This is a genomic window from Phormidesmis sp. 146-33 (genome assembly GCF_052939515.1).
Genome location: NZ_JBJPHU010000031.1, coordinates 23,725 through 42,211, shown reverse-complemented (window position 1 = coordinate 42,211; position 18,487 = coordinate 23,725). Strand labels below are relative to the sequence as shown.

Genomic DNA, 18,487 nt, shown 5'->3' with positions numbered 1-18,487 from the left:
TCTGAGTTGGGCGAGAGAAACCGTGCTAGTGCCTACCAGATCGCTGGCAAAGAGCTACGACGCATGGCGTACTTCCCGTAGAATTCCCAGCGCCAATTAGGCGCATACAGACCTTCTAAAGCGATCGTGTGATCTTCGGAACCAGTGCCACTCCCAAATAAAATTGTGTCAGGAATCGTCGAGGGGTTTTTGCGGTACTCGTAGCGAAACAGAGCATTGAACTTGTCGTCATTGGGATTGCGGTAAGCTAGCCCTACTTTCAGGTTTGCGGTATTTCCTAATCCAATCAGCGTTTGGTTCGCGGCGTTGGCTTGCTGGTAGCGGACTAGTGCTGTAAGTGAGGGAGAAATCTTTCCGGTTGCCGCCGCCGAAATCACTGTATTGCTGCCGCCTGAAGAAGTCCGACGCTCATAGCGGGCACTCGCCTGAAAGTCTTTGCTGCCCGTATATTCCAGCCCTACGCTGTAGTTACTTCCTCCCTGCAAGCCGATCGCCGAAGCACTCTGACCGACCGCAAAGGGTTGAGCAAACTGTGTCCCAACTCCAGTAGTACCAAAGAAGCCACCAAACAGATGTTCATAGGCCAGATTCATTCTCAAACCAGGGGCGATCGTCAGTCCTTGATTGATTCCGATCGCGCCTTGGGTTGTCCAGCTACTTGCTCCACCAATAATGCCATATCGAGCCGATAGGGTCGTGTCTGAGCCAAACTTATACTCACCGCGAATCCCCAAGTTGGTAATTGATTGTCCAGCGAGTTGTCCCCTGGTATAGAACTGTTGACTCAAGCCCAAATTAACCCCTGGCATGAGCGCCCAATCTAAGCCAACGGCAGTGCGATCGGAGTAGACTGCATCGGTATTAGCAGACAGTGTAGTTTCGTTGAGCGCCTGGAAAGTCAGGTTCTTTGCCAGAGGCATTGTAAAGCGTGATCGCAGCTGATCTGAGGAGCCACTCGATTCGGGAGCAAGGCGATCGTCTCGCTGGCGATGGAGTAGATCAACATTCAGATCGGCACTTCCAAAACGTTGTTGAACTCCGACAGCGATCGTGGTTAGTGAATTGTCAACCTGTGTTCCTGGAATCGCTTCTGTCCTGGGAGCAAACAGATCTTGAAAGGTATCAATCTGTCGCGGTGCAACGCCTACATTGTCTTCGCGATCGTACTGCACTCGTAACTTCGTAGTTGGCGAAACACTGCCCGTGACTTCCGCTCCGTAGCGGGTTTGACCCGGAACAAAGCTCACTGTTGCATCGTTGGCAAAGCCAGTATCTGTTTTGCGGTAGTAGGCCCGCGCATCAATGCTATTAGTAATTTTGGCGTTGGCTTCGATGCGGTAAGCTGAACCACTCACTAGACCAAGAACATCCGATCGATTGCTAGAGTGAGCATATTCTGCAATCACACTGCCGTTGGCAAACGAGAATAGTGCATCGGTGCCATATAGTTCAAAATCACGAACGCCTTGATTTTCTCTCAGATAAGTTGCGCCAATCCAGCTTTCTTGTCCGGGTGTGTTTGAGAAGTGATAGCGAGCGCGACCTGCATAGATATTGCTCTTGTCGCCCTGCTGATTTTCGTACTGGTAGGTTGTAACAATCCGACGAACAAGAACCTGCCCCGCTTGATCAACATCCGTTCTCAAAATTGGTTGTTTGAATAACAGCGTGCCGCGATCGTAATCAATGTCGTAGTCTGTCCCCCGTACCAGTGGCTTGCGTTCTAGTACAGTGCCCGGACGGTTCAACTCTTCGACTTCTAGAAAGACATTTTCACTGCCGCCAATCACCAACCGTCGAGATAAGAAGTAGAAGCCACTTGTCCCATCAGGCGCGATCGTATCTCGCTGAAAGCCTTGCACATTGTTGCCGTAGAAAGCACTGAGTTGTAGCTTGCCAATGTTGTAGTTGCCCTTAAAGCCATGAAGCTGACGGCTAGTTGCGCTAAACTGCTGTGATCGAGTTGCAAACTCCTCGGTGTTGTAGTCGCCCCACATAAAGGAATCAATGCCGTTTGAGGTGGGGGAAGTGCGTTCAATTTTGAAGTACACACTGTCTGTTGAGGGAGTCAGAATATCAACCTTTGAGCTATCACCATAGACGGGATAGTTCTGATCACAGAACTGCTGGTCTCGAAATAATCTGGACGTTCCATCACAGGTTTCATTAAGGGCACGATCGCTGTTGTATGCACCAGTAACTAACCAGTCTCCTACTCGTCCCGTCGCAAACACTGCCCCGCTCGTCGATAAGCCATAACGATTGTCTCCATCGGGCGGCAAAAAGTCTCGAAAGCCGCGATAAAAATCAGTGCCCCGTCTGCCCAACCGTAAGTTAATTGAACCTGTGACGATCGACGATCTCAAATCAGTTTCAAACTGCACTTGAGTAAAGGCTTCTAAGTCCTCTAGTTTTGCTTGAATTCGTACCGTTTGGGCTTGAATACTCGATCGCAGGGTGGCTCTAAACTCTCCTTGAATGGCTTTGACTTGATAGCCGGGTTGATCAGGACTGACATCAGGTTCGACAAATTCGCCTGCGGTGGGTTTGAGGGTCACGATCGCGTCTCGATTCGAGCGGTTGCCTTGTGCGTCGAGCAGTTGTCCCAAAAGGGTGATGGTTGATCGTCCGTCTGCGGGTACGCGAGTTTCTGCGGTCTTCAGAGTTAGTTGCTTTGCAGTTCCTCGCACTTGTACTTGTATGGATGCAGTTTGTTCAACCTGACTATTGGCAAATAATTGAACTGCGATGGTATTGTTGCCATCCTGCAACGGAACACCATACCAGGTTTGAGTGATTTGTTTAGTCGCTTTGTCGGTTTCGGTGCGTCCGATGAGCGAAGAACTCACGACATTACCGTTAACTCTAAGTTCAACTTTCTGATCGCTTGGAAACTTGAGAATGACTGATGTGGCTGGTACATCTACGATCGCATTGGGCAGTGGTGAAACAATGCTAATTCCTGAAACAGTTGTCTGAGTGGGAGCCGCAGGAACGGGAGTAGACTGAGCAATCAAAGACTGCGTTGGAATGATTCCAGTCGAAGGTTGTGCAGAGGCTTTAATGCTCAGCTGAGTAGACAACAAGGCTGTTTCTACAGGAGTTGCAATGGCACGATGACATAAAGTTGCCAACAGTACCAGGCTGATCGTTTCAGCCGTAATGCCCAGCGTTTTCAAACAAGCAGTGAAATATTTGTGATTACGATTCATGGTTTGCCTGCCTCCGAAGCTGCGGGCGTGACGGCGAAATTCATGCGGACTAGACCACTCGGTTCGAGACGCACCAGACGCGATTGGCTGTTGCGCTCTTTGAAGTAAAGATTGGGAGCAAAGGTGTAGCCAGGAACGCTGCTCAGATCCAAAACACCTGTGCGATGTCCAGCTAGAACGTTGGCGACAGAAAACAGTCCATTGACATCGGTTGTGATTCGAGTACCGTCATCCAAAAAGACGACTGCGTTGGGAATTCCAGGTTCACCAGGTTGCTGTTCGCCGTCAAAGTTTTTGTCTTCAAAGACTCGTCCGATGATGGTTCCGCAATCTGAGACAATGCCAGGACGAATCCGAATTCGATACTTGGAGGGGCCATCTCTGAGAATCGCGTTGGTGTCGGATCGACGAACGCTAACACTTGCGATATTTTCACCTGATCCACGAACAGAGTCGGGACTGAGTTGAACTGCATAAGCAACATTCAAAACTCCATCTGGAGAAATGCTGCCGTCAAACTTAAAGGTGATATTTGAGCCATTGTGCGTTGCAGTAACCGGAACAACGATGCCACCAATCTCACCGCGAACACTTCTGGGTAAGAAAGAGAACCCGATCGGTAACACATCGGTAATCTCCATTTGATTTGCGGCTACTGTATTTAAGTTCCGCACGCTCAATCGATAGATCACGGTATCTCCAGGTTCGGCGGCGGCGCGATCGGCAGTCTTGATAATCTGAACGGGCTGCGCGACTCCCACACAAATCGGCTGATCCAATAGACTCACAGCAGACAAAACTAGCACCGTCCCGGCTGCATCATTAACTGGAACGGTCGTCGAAAAAGAAGCTGGATCGCCGTCCAAACTGATGCCTCGACCATCTAGAGCAGTCGCCGTATAAGACACTGTGTTCGCAATGTCATCTTGTGCAGTAATCACCACTCGAATTTGGCGTTGGCTATAGCGTCTCGACCCAGCAGGCGGATTGACAATTAGAATGTATCGTTTCCCGACTTCTAGTTGACCTGTGCTGCGATTGAGAAAGAAGTTAAAGCCGCCTTTTGGCTCATCATTCGCTAGAAAGAAAGGATTACTGTTTTGAACATTGGGTTGTAAGCCTGTAAAGCTAGTTCCTGCTCCTGTTCTGGGGATCGAAACAAGCGCGATCGGGGTATCATCTGCACTCGCGTCATATAGCCCCACACTAAACCCTGCATAGTCTGGTAAGACTTCTCCACCACAGCCACGAATGCGCCCAAAGGGATCAACTAGCTCTTGTTTGAGTTGATTAGTAATGCCTTCAACCGTGTTTTTAGCAGCATCCTGAAACGAATAGGAAGCTGTGTTGAGGATGGTTGTTTTTGCGTCAGCGATCGACTGAAACAGCAGACTGGCTAAAAGAAACGCCGCCAGTGGACGACATCGTTTGGGGTGAAAAAACATGGGAAGCCAAACCGGGTATAAAACAGATGCGATGATTAGCTAACACAATGACCAGAAGGACTGTTGATGCTTGTTTTCTGGTAGAAAGAATTGATTGAGAACGCTTATTTTCTTATTGAGCATTGGACGATCGCGCTACAACCAAAAATCGTCCAACACTCAATTCTTAGCCCAGCTACTAGCGAACTTTGACTTGATAAGCAGCCGCCACGCTTGCATTGGGAGAGAGATCTTGAGCGATCGACCAGCGCACGTGAGTGTAAGCCGTAGCTGGAGCAGGACGCTCTTCGACCTTGCCGCCGGGCAGCGTCACTTTGACCATTGGACGCACCACAAAAGTCTTGCCTTGATCAATGCTGTAGGTGGCTGTAATCCCTTGAGCAACCGTCGCTGTGCTTAGTTCATAAACGGTTCCTTTGGGTACTGGCTGTGTAATCACAAAGTTCTTAGCTTCGCGAGTCCCTTCATTTTCGCCTGTCACCGTAAAGCGAAACACATCCCCTGACTTGGCTTTGACTTTACCATCGACAGGTCGCCAGCTTGTCATTTCTTTGCCCTGAGCATCTTTTTTGACAACCTTCTGATCCGCCACCAGATTCAAATTGACCTTGGGTTGACGGAGTACGTTTTGAGCGATCGTCGAACCTGCGTTAAAGATCTGAGCGATCGCAGGCGAACCATTAATCGGCAATACCGAAACTACTAGCGCCGCACTTGCACTAAATAACCAATACTTCTTCATGACCAATCCTGTTGTAAACACTCGCTTGAACAATGAAATGGGGGAAGGGATTACCTCTCAGATGTTTGAGAAGAACAATCCCCCCAGACTTACTTGATCTTTCGCTGGAAGATAAATGTCCCTGCCGCAGCACCCGGAGGAACACTTAAAACTGTGTCGCGGTACTCTTGAATGTCTGCCGGAGTGCCACTCGTCGTGACCGCGATCGTTCCATTCACATCGGCTGCGGAACCGACCCCACCCGTTGTTGGAAAGGCTGGATCGATCGTGATGCCAAACCAATTGCTCGTATTGTTGGCGGTCGGTACTCCACTTTCAACAATCACCAGGTTGTTTGCAGGCAGAGTGACGTTATTGGTGCCCCCGCTGGTTGAGATGTTTCTGTAAGTAATGCGGTATTCAATGATTCTGCCGGGAGTGGCTGCTGCGCTCAGATCTGATTGCACAGTGGTGAAGCTTCCTGCTGCCCCCGATACAGCAGCACCGTTGGACTCTAGAATTCGAGCTTCTTTGACCAGGCTTACATAGTTGGTGTAGAGACGATCGATGGTAATGTTGCTCGGATCATTCACCGGACTACCATCATTATTCGTATCCACAAAAGCAGTGATGGGAACTGGGAACCCAGTCAGTTGGGGAGCCGCTGGTAGGTCAACAATCATCTGGTAAGAAGCCGTCCCTCCTCCTAAAACAGTGATTCTCACGGGAATCGTCGCACTCGTACCGCCCGTGCCCGATTCAAAGATGAAACCGCCTGCTGAGGTGTAGTTGTAGGTTGCGCTGGTGCCTGTTGCTAGATCAGTAATCGTCACCTTGGTGTTATCAGGCAGGGCTGTCGTTGTTGCAGGCGGAGTTGGCAATAATGAAATCGCTTGAGAACTGCCGCTTGTGTTTTGCACCGTGTTGTTGAAGGTGAATGGATCGGCATCGATCGACTGGTTGGGCGGCGTGTTAGGAGGAATAACGATCGACTTATTGGTAAAGTCATCATTGGTATCTGTTGGCCCAATCGCAGCAGGTTGACCACTTGGGCCATTTAGGGGAGTCGCGGCGATCGTAAACACAGTGTCTTCACCGCCCAAAAGTTTGGTGCCTGCGTTGGTTCCTGTATCAGGGCCCTGGTTGGTGTTGCCTGTGTTGGACGGATCGCTACCTGCACCCGGATCAGTTCCATCCGCAGTTGGATTAGCGACCCCATCTGTAATGCCGCCATCGTTTGCGCCTGCGCCTCCCGAAGTCGAATCGGGATTGTTTCCGACTAACCCGTTGTTGGTCGTCTGGTCACCTGACTCGTCGTAAACAATCTGGGTAGCCGTTCCAGGGGCGATGGTTCCCGGTTGAGATTGCCCAAAGACCTGTGCAATGTTAGCCACCTGACCGCCTGTGAAGCCTGCGATCGGTGTCATTGTGAAGGTAAAGCCAGAAATCGTATTGCCTACACCAGTCGTCCCTTTTGAAAGCGGTGTGGTGGTTGTGTCGTAGATGAAGCCGATCCGAGTAATGGCGGCTCCTGCGGTTGGGCGAGTTGTACTCCATCTTGCACTCAAGGCGCTTGTCGTCAGCGGATCTTGGGTGTAAACGGGAGTCCAGCTTGGCGGAGTGGTAATGGAGGCCGTTGTACCTAGTTGTAACCCCGTCGGAATCGCATCAGAGACGAGAACGTAAGGAGTCGCGGTGCTGTTGTTGACGTTGAGTAGCGTGCCATAAAGGTCAGAAGCAACCAGTCCAGTAGGGAGCGGCGTTGGGTTATCAATCTTCAGAGATAGTCGATAGGTCAGCGTGTCATCTGTGAGGTTGTTGGGTGTGCTGTTGTTGCTGTAGCCCCCGATCGCTTTGAGAACGGCCGCAAACGCCTGTAATCTGGCTGCCACAGTAATTGTGCCACTGGTTGCCATTGCTTCTCGCGTTCCATTTGTAGGAGGCGTTGCATTGGTTTCGCCCCCCACTCCATTCGCGTTATCAACCGTGAAGATGTCTGCTGCGCTGATGTTGCCTGTGCGATCGGTGTTCTGTCCATTAACAGGAGTTGTGTTACCCAATGACACAGTTAATAAGCTGCCTGCGGTTGCGGAGGCGAGTACCTGAATGGGAACGCGAATGGTGACGGTTCCGGTGGTGCCTGTACCAGGGTTGGCTGGAATCGTTGGATTTGCCAACAAGTTAGCGGTCGAATCTCCTGCATTCGGCACATTGACCGGAGTTCCTAGCGGGGTGCCGTTGACAGCAATAATTTGAATCTGTCCGTTTTGAGCAAAGGCTGTGGTGTTAGAGAGCGTGGCGGTGCCAGGAATAGAGAATTGAGTCGGGTCGTTACCTGTGTTGGTGACCACGAAATCAACAAATAGCGTATCGCCTGCGTTGGGATTAGGAACACTGGGGGTTTGAGCCGTTAGTGTAATGCCAGCAATTTCTGAAACCTCGATCGTCACTTCGTTAGAAGTCGTATTGTAGGTTGTCGTTCCGTCTGAAAATGTCCCAGTTGCGGTGTTTCTGATGGCAGTTCCGGCGGCTGTGCTTTGCGCCAGAGTGGGAAAAACGAATTGAAAAGTGCTTCCGATCGCCAGAGTTGCTGCTAGGAGATGTCGAAATCGAGAAGGCGGACAGGTGTTCATTTCGGGTAGCTTTGGGTAGTAACAAGCAAACAAGAGAGACGCTGCTGCTGAATGAATAGCAACAGGTTTTGTAGATTCAACCTGTGAGAGTTGAGGTTCAGATTCTAATAGGCGTTAGAAGCGGAATTTTGCTCAAAAAATGATTCCTCAAATCCACAGGTGGTGTGAAAATACTGATTGAGAGAATCTTGTCTTTTGGGATTAAGATTATGCTTCCCTAATCCTTTGAGAGTCAAACATCAGGTTATAAACTCTCTAATTTTCTGCTGCATTTATGTAGGGGCAATATTCTACACTAAGGCTTAGTAACCAACAGTAACTATTAATGAAGATAACTATTCTCAGCCCGTATCTCTTGAGATAAGTAACCAAGAAAACAAAGCTAAAAACCTCAAGTCTCTAGGCTCTCTAACTCAATAAAGTAAGCTAGAAATACAAGTTATCTACTTGATAGCGAGGCTACTTAAGCAAACGGCTTCTCAGGAAAGATAAGGGCGGCAAAAGCTTCAGCGTGTTGACTAATTGGTTTGAAAGCTTCACCAGAATAGAGGGTTGCGATCGCACCACAAGTCAACATCAAGGGCAACAACTGAGAGCAATTTTGATCGACCAATTTGTACGAATCCTGTCAAGCGAGCTTTAGCCGCGATCGTTAAGCTTGCACACTTTTACAATCAGGCTTGTTCTTGTAAGGTAAGCAAAGATTGTGACAGTCTTGTGAAAACCAGGCAGATCGGTAAAAGATTTAAGGCGTGCCGAACAATCGCTCAGACCGTTCAAACAGTTCACCAGACGTACAAACACAATGATGGCGCACAATGATGGCGGTTGAATAAATCTAAGTTTTAACCTTTTGAATCTAACGCCGATAAATTAGACTAGCGCTGGTGAAGACTTGTCCCCAAAAAATTAAAGAACTCGTTGGCACTGCCCACGGTTGTTAAGTGAATAGATTTAAGTGAACGTCAGTTCGATGAGAGTGACTCGCTTCGTTTCACTCGGCTTCAGCCCCCTAAATCCCCCACAAGTGAGGGACTTTGAACGAGAAATATTGTCTCAAAGTCCCCCAAAATTGGGGGGTTGGGGGGCAGAAGTGCTGAATAACGAAGCGAGAAAACTCCATCGAATTCACGTTAAGTGATTACATTCGACCAGCGTTCCCTGTAGATTTCATCCAAAAAAACTGCCAATAAAAAAGGGCACGACTCGATCGCGCCCCATCTCTAAAATTTCGTTCAGTTGGTTAGCTTTCAACCCCAGCGGTTTCTGCGACCGGGGCGGGATAAACGCTGACTTTTTTGCGACCCTTCGCATAAGGCTCAAACGTGACGATGCCGCCAATCAGAGAGAAAAGCGTGTCATCGCTGCCGCGTCCTACATTGTTGCCGGGGTGAATCTTGGTGCCGCGCTGACGAACCAGAATGTTTCCAGCTTTGACGACTTGCCCACCGTAGCGTTTGACCCCAAGGCGTTGAGCGTTAGAGTCGCGTCCGTTGCGTGTACTGCCTGTCCCTTTCTTGTGAGCCATGATTCCCTCAAAATTTTACTTAGGTTTTCAGTCTAGCTTTTAGCTCTCACTAACCGCTTCGGGGTCTTGTGCAGCTTCTCTCGAAGCGATGACAGCACCATTGATGCTAATCGAGTCGATCATCACACGAGTCAGTTCTTGACGGTGACCTTGCTTTTTGCGAGTTTTCTTTTTGGGCTGCATCTTGTAGACGATGATTTTGCGTCCCCGAAAGTGTCTCAGCACCGTCGCTTGAATCGTCACGCCCTCGACCAGGGGTTGACCCACGCTGATCTCGCCTTCGTTTCTGACAAAGAGAACTTGGTCGATCGTAATCTGTGCATTTTCTTCGGTGGCAAGGCGATCGACATCATAGAACCGACCGGGTTCCACGCGCATCTGTTTGCCGCCTGCTTCAATAATTGCGTAAGCCATGAGTCTTGTCCTAAAAAGTTGCCGTACAGGTAGCCTGAAAGTTTTGGGTTAAGCCGTCACTTTCTTACAGGCTTTTGATTGCCCGACCTGATCCGAGCAGGAATGAACAGCCAGTCTACCATTTTGCCGAATTTAATGGAATTCTGTCAACTAGAGTTAAAAAATTCTATAAAGAATGACGAGATACACTAGTAGGTGAAGCCACTTAATGAAGCCACTGCGCCAAAAGGTCTATGTCGAAGCAGCCAGAGGTTGTGAAACAGAGCGATTTACTCAATCAGTTTGTGCTCGATCGCCGATCGCTACAAGAACTCGGACAGATTGAAGTGCTGTGGATGTATCCCAAAGTGCATCGAGTGTTGGGGTTCATTTGTAAGTCGGGCTTATTGGGACGCAAAAAGACGGCGTTTAATCTGGATCAATTGGATACGATCGGCGCAAATGGCGTTTTGGTCAACTCACAACCTGTCGAGACGGATATCGAAAAAGTTCGGCAATTGGAGTCACTCGTCAACTGTGAAGTTTGGACGGATGCAGGCAATAAAGCAGGAAAAGTTGTTGATTATTTGTTTGATTTAGAAACAGGAGTAATCGAACATTACCTATTTATCTCAAGCAGCGTGACCGGAAGCATTTATAAACTGCCGCCCAACTATATTTTGAGCTTGGGTAATCGTCGAGTGTTGGTGTCAGAAGCAGCGGTACGATCGTTCGCTATCTACCAGGAAGGCCTTCAGGAAAAGCTTTACAAGGCGGCTGACTTCTTCAAAGAAGAAAAAACTCAAGTTACACAAGAATTCAAATCTCTCTTTCAGCAGGCTAAAGAACGGGCGCAAATCTTCAACGAACAACTCAAAGAAAAGGCCGAACTTTTAGCCGAACAAGCTAAAGAAACGGGGCAGGTTTTTGTTGAGCAGGTGAGAGAACGAACCCACGAAGTTGCCGAGATTTGGGACGATTGGGAAAATGAGCCGATCGCTCGTCCCGCTTCTGCTGAACCTGATCCTTTAGAAGATTGGGACGACGATGATTTCAGTGAGCCTGTTGAAAAGGCAGTTGAAGTTCAACCCAATACAGAAATCATCCAAAAATCTGCTGCCGAAGCCGAACCGTTTGATGGTTGGGACGATGACGACTTTGTAGAACCCACGATCGATGTTTCTGCAAAGCCGATCGCGGATCAAAAACTGATCGCCTCGTCAAATCAGCCTCCCGAAGATCCCGAAGATGACGATCCCTGGATTTAGACTATTTGCGTTTGAAGATTGAAGTCATGCGATCGCCCACCATTGCCAGCGCATTCTGCAAGCCAATTCCAGCCTTTTGACCCTTTGAGGGACGCACCGCCAACTCGATTTCGTCGTCCTTAAATTCCTTAAGCCGATAGCCATACTCCAGCATATTCTGGCTCTTCTTGAGAATGGGAAACAGCCGAAACGCGCCCTTCTGAAGTTCTTCCTCGTTGTCAAAAATGGCAGCGTGAATCTGGTTAGTGCGCTTGACGGCGATCGCACCCACGGGGAACCAATTTTTCTTGCCCTCAACCCGAATGTAGATCTCATACTCAGGCGTACCATCGTTTTTGAACTGATCGTATAGCTGTGAAGCTTCAGCCCGTTTTGCTGCACCTTTTGAAGGTTTTTTGGGCTGTGGCTTGGGTTTGCCAAATCCGGTAGGGTTTGCCATAGGATGAGTCCGAATATGAGTGGTTAGTAACAAAAGTTTACGGCATTTTTGAACCACTGCAATAGTCATGATCCCCGTTCTTTAGCCGCACGGTGTTAGAGAATGAGTTAAAGAACAAGAAAGCGCGACATTTGAGGCAAAAAAACGATGGAAACTGAGAACCCGATCTCTTCGAGTTACCCGCAAGGGGTCGCTCTGGAGCATCAAAACGTCCCTCAAGCACACCAGGGCTTACACAGCTTTCTGTACGGCTCTGACGACGAACACTCAACTACCAGCGCTCCCAATCTCGAAAGTCAGGGCGACGAAATTATGGCGATTGCGGATTGGTCAACTCAAGCAGCAAATTCCAAAATTGCGGGCGTGTATGCGGTGTTTGATGACGATCGCACCCTGCAATATGTCGGCTATTCCCGCAACGTTCAGCTTTCTCTCAATGCACATGTCACCCAGGTTGGTGAAAAAAATTGTGCCTTCCTGAGATTAAAAACCTTCAAATTTCCCAAGCGCGAGGAAATGGAGCAACTGCGAGACACCTGGATTGCTGAATCGGGCATCATTCCCCCTGGCAATCAAGAAAACGGCTGGGCTGCCACCGTGGGAGAAGCGGCCAAACTCGCTATGACCACTGCCGAACGAGACGCTTACGAAGAGAAAAAACTAAAACTTCGCAAAGCGATGGCAGACCAGAATCTTAATCAAGAAAAAGTCACGGAAACGGAAAGAGATCGCCGCCAAAAGTTAGAATCTGCTGTTCACAATGACGACTGGAGTGGAGTTATCCAACAATCTCAAAAAGGAGAAGTGTAAGCAATGATTCCGATTTCAACTCTGTTTATTGGTTTGAACGGATTGGTTGCCTTGGCGCTCTCCTACATCGTCGTCATGGAGCGAACCAGCACCAGAGTTTGGCATGGTGAATCTCAGAAAGATACAACCACTCAGCCCGATTATTTAGAGAATCCCGGTCAGTGGGCAGCGTTCGTTGAGCAGATGGCTCAGAAAACAGTCGTCACCAAGTCGATCGACGATGGACTGCTCCAACGAAAAGTTCGTGCCCATGCCAATTTCATAGAATATGTGCCGATCGCACTCCTCTTCCTCATCGCCCTGGAATTCATGAAAGCCGCACCCTGGCTGATCTGGATGCTTGGAGGAATTCTGACGATCGCGCGAATTGTTTACGCTTGGGGAGTCATTCAAACCTACGGCCCTTCACCCGGACGAGCGATCGGTTTTTTTGGAACCTGGTTTGTTTACGTTATCGGGAGTCTGGCTTGCCTCTACTATAGTTTTAGAGGGCTTTGGTTTTAGAAGGCTTTGGTTTTAGAGGACTTTAACGCTTTCTATCAGTGCCAGCCCCTTGATAAGCTGATTTTTGAATCATCATTTACCAGATTACATGCCCGCACTTGACACTCCTATTACAGCGTTTCCTTTGGCGGCGGTCGTTGGTCAAGAAGCCATCAAGCTGGCCTTGCTTTTGACGGCGATTGATCCCGGTTTAGGCGGTGTGGTGATCGCTGGACGCAGAGGCACAGCCAAATCGGTGATGGCACGGGCGATTCATGCACTGTTGCCGCCGATCGAGGTGGTCACAGATTCGATCAGCAATTGTGATCCGAATGCTCCGGGCGAATGGGACGATCGCACGCTGGAGCAGTTTGGAAATGTCGATCGTGCAGACTTGCCAACTCAAATAATTCGTGCGCCCTTTGTTCAGATTCCCCTCGGCACGACAGAAGATCGCTTGATTGGTTCTGTTGATGTCAGTCAGTCGATCCGACAAGGGCAAACCGTTTTTCAACCGGGACTACTAGCAGAAGCAAATCGCGGTGTTCTCTACATTGACGAAATTAATCTACTCGACGACCAAATCTCAAATCTATTACTCAGTGCATTAACCGATGGACGCAATCAAATCGAGCGCGAAGGCATCAGTTTTCAGCATCCTTGTAAGCCTCTACTGATTGCTACTTACAACCCCGAAGAAGGATCACTGAGAGAACATTTACTGGATCGGATCGCGATCGCCCTCTCCGCCGACATGGTTTTGGGACTGGACGATCGGGTTCAGGCGGTCGATCAAGCCACTCAATATGCAAACTCGCCTCAAGAATTTCTCAAAGAATACAGTGAAGACCTGGACTCTCTCAAAACGCAAATTATTCTGGCGAGAGAATGGTTAAAGGATGTCCGCATTTCCACTGACCAGATCAACTATTTGGTGAATGAGGCGATTCGAGGCGGCGTTCAAGGACATCGAGCCGAACTGTTTGCCCTGAGAGTGGCTAAGGCTCATGCTGCTCTGGACGGGCGAACTGAGGTGAATGCTGAAGATCTGCGTCGGGCGGTTGAATTGGTAATTGTGCCGCGATCGACGATCGTTCAGACTCCACCCGAAGAGAACCCACCTCCGCCTCCGCCCCCACCGCCCCAAAATCAGGACGAGCCGGAAGACGAAACCGATCAAGAGCAAGACGAGCCGGAAGACGAAAAAGAAGAAGACGAACAACAGGAACAAGAGCCACCCAACATTCCAGAAGAATTCATTTTTGATCCAGAAGGTGTCATTCTCGATCCAGAAGTCCTCTATTTTGCTCAAATGGCAACCCGCCAGGGCAAATCTGGAAGCCGATCGGTGATCTTCTCGGACGATCGCGGCCGCTACATTAAGCCGATGTTGCCCAAAGGCAAAGTGCGCCGAATTGCCGTCGATGCCACCTTACGATCGGCTGCTCCTTATCAAAAATCACGTCGTCAGCGATCGAGCGAACAGTCGCCATCCAGCCTTTCTCGCAAGCGGGTTTTTGTTGAAGAAAGCGACATTCGTCAAAAACGACTCGCCCGAAAAGCAGGCGCATTAATCGTTTTCGTCGTCGATGCTTCTGGCTCAATGGCGCTCAACCGAATGCAGTCCGCCAAAGGTGCCGTCTTGCGACTCTTAACTGAGGCTTACCAAAACCGCGATCAGGTTGCGCTGATTCCCTTTCGAGGCGAACAGGCTGAAGTGTTGTTGCCGCCCACGAGGTCGATCGAAGCCGCCAAACGTCGATTAGACAGAATGCCCTGTGGCGGAGGTTCCCCATTGGCGCATGGACTGACTCAAGCCGTTCGGGTGGGAGTCAATGCTCAACAATCAGGCGATATTGGTCAAGTCGTCATCGTCGCGATTACAGATGGTCGTGGCAATGTCTCGCTGGCTCGATCGCTCGGCGAAACCCTTCCTGAAGGCGAAAAACCCGACATCAAAGGCGAACTTTTGGAGATTGCCTCTCGAATTCGAGCGATCGGCTTTCAGCTACTCGTGATCGACACCGAGAACAAATTCATTTCCACTGGTTTTGCCAAAGAATTAGCGAAACAATCCGGCGGTAAGTATTATCATTTGCCCAAAGCCAACGATCAGGCGATCGCTTCCATGACCCGTAACGCGATCGCGGACATGAAAACGCGCTAACAAATCTTGAGTTCTCAATCCAGGCTCAAAATTGCCAACAGAAAACGCCGAACTGAAGGTAACTCAATCCGGCGTATCCGAGATGATGGGGGTAATCTTAGCAGCGAGTTAGGGGTCGGTTTGCAAGACTTGAGGTTGCAGCAGTCCAACCATCTGTTGAATGCCGCGATGAATGCGACGGGTCACTGTCATGGGGCTGACTCCAATTTGTTCGGCGACCTCCTTGCGAGAGAGGTCATGAAGAAAAACATATTCGATCGCTTGCCTCGTCTTATCTTCCAGTTGATTTAGGGCACGTTGCAATTGCTGACGATCTTCTTCTAAGTGCTGAAGAGCTTGATAACGAGAGTCAGGCAGCGTGTCGCCCAAGGTCATTGGAGAGTCCAACTGTTGGCAGATCGTAGCGTCGAGACTCAAAGGCAGACGGTTTCTTGCAGCCAGCTTGCTCTCGCGCCATTCATTTACGCCAACGCCCAACTCTAGTGCGATTTCTTCATCCGTCGGTTGACGACCATACGCTTCCGTCAGACTTTCGCGAACTCGTTGGCCTTCTTTGTTGAGTTGTTGCCAACGCCGGGGAATCTTAACAGTACCTGCACGATCGCGCAGAAAATGCAGCATCTCACCGCGAATGTAGGGCACCGCAAACGAACTAAACGCACATCCTTGGTGAGGGTTAAACCGCTCAATGGCGCGAATCAAACCGAGATAGCCAATTTGCTCAAGGTCTTCGTAGGGTTCGGCACACTGGTGGCTGACTCGATGAGCGATTTTTCTAACCAGACCTGCGTTGAGTTGCACCAACTGGTTACGGACACGGACAGACGGTTTTTGGTGGTACGAAACAAGGAGTTCCATGCCACGAGAACGAAGAGAAGATTGAGTAGCCATCATCTTTTGCAAGGTCATCTTTTCATATCAGCGTTGAGCCTATTTTCTATAGGTAGACCGATAGAAACCATCGTCGATCTACGGTAGTAATCAAAATTCTTCCTTAAGACAGTCGGCAAAAACACGTAAGGTTCTCTGGAACCGTGGGGGAGCATTCCTAACTTTTTCCGTCTGTGATTTGGATCATAGATTTTTCGTATATCTGGCAAATTGAGTCCCGTAATTCTACGGTTTTAGTCAGTAGAAGAAAGTCTGAAAGCTTCTTCCTGAAAGCCTTCTGCATTTTTGAGTTTGAGTCTTTACCTGCATTCTTTTTGAGGCGCGTCCTTCTCTTGAATGATTCCTGAAGTTGCTCTACGGACAGAGGGAAAACCGCGATCGTTTCCGTAATCTAGCAAGTGTGAACTTTTCAACATTTACGAAAAAGGAACGAGCAATGGCAACTCAAAATAAGAGCAAAGGTAACCACGACGATTCTCAAATGGAAGAAGAAATGGAGCCTAAAGCTGCTCAAAAAGAAGTTGACTCTGATGCAGGTGACGAAACTCCAGATCCGGATTCTCTCGTCGAAATTCTGCATAGTGACGTAACTGAAATTGAACCCAGCGACGCGATCGGTCAGATCGATCTGTGGGTTAATTTCCTCAAAGGTCACAAAGAAGAAAACATTAAAGAACTCTCCAGTAGCCTTAAGGAACTCAAAAAGCTCCTGAAGGGCAAAAAGTCTGAAGCGAGTGAAATTGCCGAAGTTCTCAGCCAACTGGGTGAGCAAACCAACGCGATTGGAGACGAAGCAGAACGCGGAGTCAAAGGCCCCCTGCACAAAGTCGGCAAGGCCTTGATTCAAGCGGCTGGCAAAATTGAGAAAATGGCCGAAAAAGCTGAATCGAAGTAAGAACTGACCTGATTTCTAAGATCTCAGGGTTAGACCTCTTGGGGGAGTTGATCAATCAATTCTCTTGAGGGGTCTACTTTTGTTTTGTTTCCGTGAATTTACGAGTGGTGCAGGATTGGAGTGCGATCGTGATGAATCAAATCCATCTGTCCGTAAGAGACGACCCATGACTCGCTACAATTGTGAAGGTTGTCTGAGGAAATTACGATCGCTATGGATACCGTAGAACTAAAGCGCAACGTCGAATTGCTCACTGATCGCCTGGGTAAAACTCAGGAGTATCTTTGACGTTCCTGCTTTGACCGCAAAAATTCAAGATCTAGAGCAAATCGCTTCTCAGCCCGAATTTTGGGACAATCAAGCGATCGCTCAAAAAACCCTGCAAGAACTTAACGATTACAAATCTCATCTTCAGCAATTTGACCAGTGGAAGACGCTTTTAGATGATGCTGAGGCGATTTTAGAACTGCTGTCTCTGGAGATGGACGACTCGCTGCTAGAAGAAGGGGAGGCAAAAACGGCTCAACTGCATCGAGAGCTTGACCAGTGGGAGCTACAGCAAATGTTGTCGGGCACTTACGACGCAAAAGGCGCACTGCTAACCATTAACGCCGGAGCGGGTGGAACGGATGCTCAAGATTGGGCAGAAATGCTGCTGAGAATGTATACGCGCTGGGCAGAAGCTCACGGCTACAAAGTGCATCTAATCGAAAGCTCAGAAGGGGAAGAAGCAGGCATTAAGTCAGCGACTTTGGAAATTGATGGGCGCTACGCTTACGGTTATCTCAAGTCAGAGAAGGGTACTCATCGCCTGGTGCGGATCTCACCATTTAACGCTAACGACAAGCGGCAGACGAGCTTTGCTGGGGTGGAGGTGATGCCGATGATCGATACGTCCGTGCAGTTAGACATTCCCGATAAGGATCTGGAGATCACGACCTCTCGTGCCGGGGGTAAAGGCGGACAAAACGTCAACAAAGTCGAGACGGCTGTGCGAATTACCCACTTGCCCACAGGTCTGGCAGTGCGTTGTACTGAGGAGCGATCGCAGCTACAAAACAAAGAAAAAGCGCTAGCCATTCTCAAAGCCAAACTGCTGATTGTGGCTCAAGAACAACGCGCCAAAGAGATCGCCGACATTCGAGGTGACATCGTAGAAGCAGCCTGGGGCAACCAGATTCGTAACTATGTGTTTCATCCCTATCAGTTGGTCAAAGATCTGCGAACTTCGGTAGAAACAACCGCAATTCAGAACGTGATGAACGGGGAGTTAGACTTTTTGATTGAGGCTTATCTACGCCAAGAAAATCAACTAGTTGAGGCTTGATTATTCAATAAAACTGCGATTTACAGAAGGCAGGAGAGCGACCATTTACACAGTCATAAAAACGGCAGTTTCTCTCCGCTTTACTAACTCACTAAACTCAGGAAAAAGAGGGTGTGGGTTAACATTATCAAGCAAATTGCATGACAGCTTCTTTGATTCAAGGCGATCGCAAATGCTCTAAAAATTAGTGCTAGCGAAATATTTCACCTTTTCTACAGACTTTAGATGGTTCTTTGCACATCAGTTTGTACATCAGAGAGATAGAGCGTCGTGTC

At 48.9% G+C, this 18,487-nt stretch carries 15 protein-coding genes; 6 read left to right on the top strand and 9 right to left on the bottom strand.

The annotated features are described in order from the left end of the window. Positions 1 to 32: 32 nt before the first annotated feature. From ACJ2PR_RS14625 to rplU, 7 genes are all read right to left on the bottom strand, one after another. A complete protein-coding gene (locus tag ACJ2PR_RS14625) occupies positions 33 to 3,212 on the bottom strand; it encodes a TonB-dependent receptor (protein WP_446877531.1) in 3,180 nt (1,059 codons plus the stop codon). After that, positions 3,209 to 4,657: a hypothetical protein gene (locus ACJ2PR_RS14620; RefSeq protein WP_446877530.1), complete on the bottom strand. Its 1,449-nt coding sequence runs from the start codon at positions 4,655 to 4,657 to the stop codon at positions 3,209 to 3,211. The genes ACJ2PR_RS14625 and ACJ2PR_RS14620 overlap by 4 nt, the downstream gene beginning before the upstream one ends. 178 nt (positions 4,658 to 4,835) lie before the next feature. Then, the gene (locus ACJ2PR_RS14615) at positions 4,836 to 5,399 is read right to left on the bottom strand and encodes a hypothetical protein (protein ID WP_446859698.1); all 564 of its coding nucleotides are present in this window, start codon (positions 5,397 to 5,399) and stop codon (positions 4,836 to 4,838) included. Between the two features lie 89 nt (positions 5,400 to 5,488). Continuing rightward, positions 5,489 to 8,011 carry a beta strand repeat-containing protein gene (locus tag ACJ2PR_RS14610; RefSeq protein WP_446877529.1) on the bottom strand — a complete coding sequence of 841 codons (2,523 nt, stop codon included), beginning with the start codon at positions 8,009 to 8,011 and terminating at the stop codon, positions 5,489 to 5,491. 463 nt (positions 8,012 to 8,474) lie between these two features. Next, a complete protein-coding gene (locus ACJ2PR_RS14605) occupies positions 8,475 to 8,624 on the bottom strand; it encodes a hypothetical protein (RefSeq protein WP_446877528.1) in 150 nt (49 codons plus the stop codon). Positions 8,625 to 9,254: 630 nt separating this feature from the next. Continuing rightward, on the bottom strand, positions 9,255 to 9,539 hold the full coding sequence (gene rpmA / locus ACJ2PR_RS14600) for a 50S ribosomal protein L27 (protein ID WP_446859701.1): 285 nt from the start codon (positions 9,537 to 9,539) through the stop codon (positions 9,255 to 9,257). A gap of 39 nt (positions 9,540 to 9,578) precedes the next feature. Continuing rightward, a complete protein-coding gene (gene rplU / locus ACJ2PR_RS14595) occupies positions 9,579 to 9,953 on the bottom strand; it encodes a 50S ribosomal protein L21 (protein ID WP_446859702.1) in 375 nt (124 codons plus the stop codon). A gap of 233 nt (positions 9,954 to 10,186) precedes the next feature. Here rplU and ACJ2PR_RS14590 point away from each other — a divergent pair, with 233 nt between their 5' ends. Continuing rightward, positions 10,187 to 11,200: a hypothetical protein gene (locus tag ACJ2PR_RS14590; RefSeq protein WP_446877527.1), complete on the top strand. Its 1,014-nt coding sequence runs from the start codon at positions 10,187 to 10,189 to the stop codon at positions 11,198 to 11,200. A gap of 1 nt (position 11,201) precedes the next feature. On the opposite strand, the gene ACJ2PR_RS14585 is transcribed toward ACJ2PR_RS14590, so the two are convergent. Continuing rightward, entirely contained in the window at positions 11,202 to 11,639 is a 438-nt protein-coding gene (locus ACJ2PR_RS14585; protein ID WP_446877526.1) for an HHL1-like protein, read from the bottom strand. Between the two features lie 147 nt (positions 11,640 to 11,786). On the opposite strand from ACJ2PR_RS14585, the gene ACJ2PR_RS14580 reads away from it, so the two are divergent. The 3 genes from ACJ2PR_RS14580 (at position 11,787) to bchD (ending at position 15,099) form a co-directional block, all read left to right on the top strand. Further along, complete coding sequence (locus ACJ2PR_RS14580; protein ID WP_446877525.1) at positions 11,787 to 12,449, top strand: GIY-YIG nuclease family protein; 663 nt, start codon at positions 11,787 to 11,789, stop codon at positions 12,447 to 12,449. 3 nt (positions 12,450 to 12,452) lie between these two features. Further along, the gene (locus ACJ2PR_RS14575; protein ID WP_446877524.1) at positions 12,453 to 12,953 is read left to right on the top strand and encodes an MAPEG family protein; all 501 of its coding nucleotides are present in this window, start codon (positions 12,453 to 12,455) and stop codon (positions 12,951 to 12,953) included. A gap of 88 nt (positions 12,954 to 13,041) precedes the next feature. After that, positions 13,042 to 15,099: a magnesium chelatase ATPase subunit D gene (gene bchD, locus ACJ2PR_RS14570; protein WP_446877523.1), complete on the top strand. Its 2,058-nt coding sequence runs from the start codon at positions 13,042 to 13,044 to the stop codon at positions 15,097 to 15,099. Positions 15,100 to 15,207: 108 nt separating this feature from the next. Here bchD and ACJ2PR_RS14565 read toward each other — a convergent pair whose 3' ends face one another. Continuing rightward, positions 15,208 to 16,008 carry an RNA polymerase sigma factor SigF gene (locus tag ACJ2PR_RS14565; protein WP_446859708.1) on the bottom strand — a complete coding sequence of 267 codons (801 nt, stop codon included), beginning with the start codon at positions 16,006 to 16,008 and terminating at the stop codon, positions 15,208 to 15,210. 418 nt (positions 16,009 to 16,426) lie between these two features. Between ACJ2PR_RS14565 and ACJ2PR_RS14560 the strand changes: the two genes are divergently transcribed. Further along, positions 16,427 to 16,885, top strand: a complete 459-nt coding sequence (locus tag ACJ2PR_RS14560; RefSeq protein WP_446877522.1) for a hypothetical protein — start codon at positions 16,427 to 16,429, stop codon at positions 16,883 to 16,885. Positions 16,886 to 17,098: 213 nt separating this feature from the next. Continuing rightward, a protein-coding gene (gene prfB / locus ACJ2PR_RS14555) for a peptide chain release factor 2 (RefSeq protein ID WP_446877551.1) occupies positions 17,099 to 18,212 on the top strand; the annotation gives its coding sequence in 2 pieces (ribosomal slippage) (positions 17,099 to 17,170 and positions 17,172 to 18,212; 1,113 coding nt in all). Positions 18,213 to 18,487 lie beyond the last annotated feature (275 nt).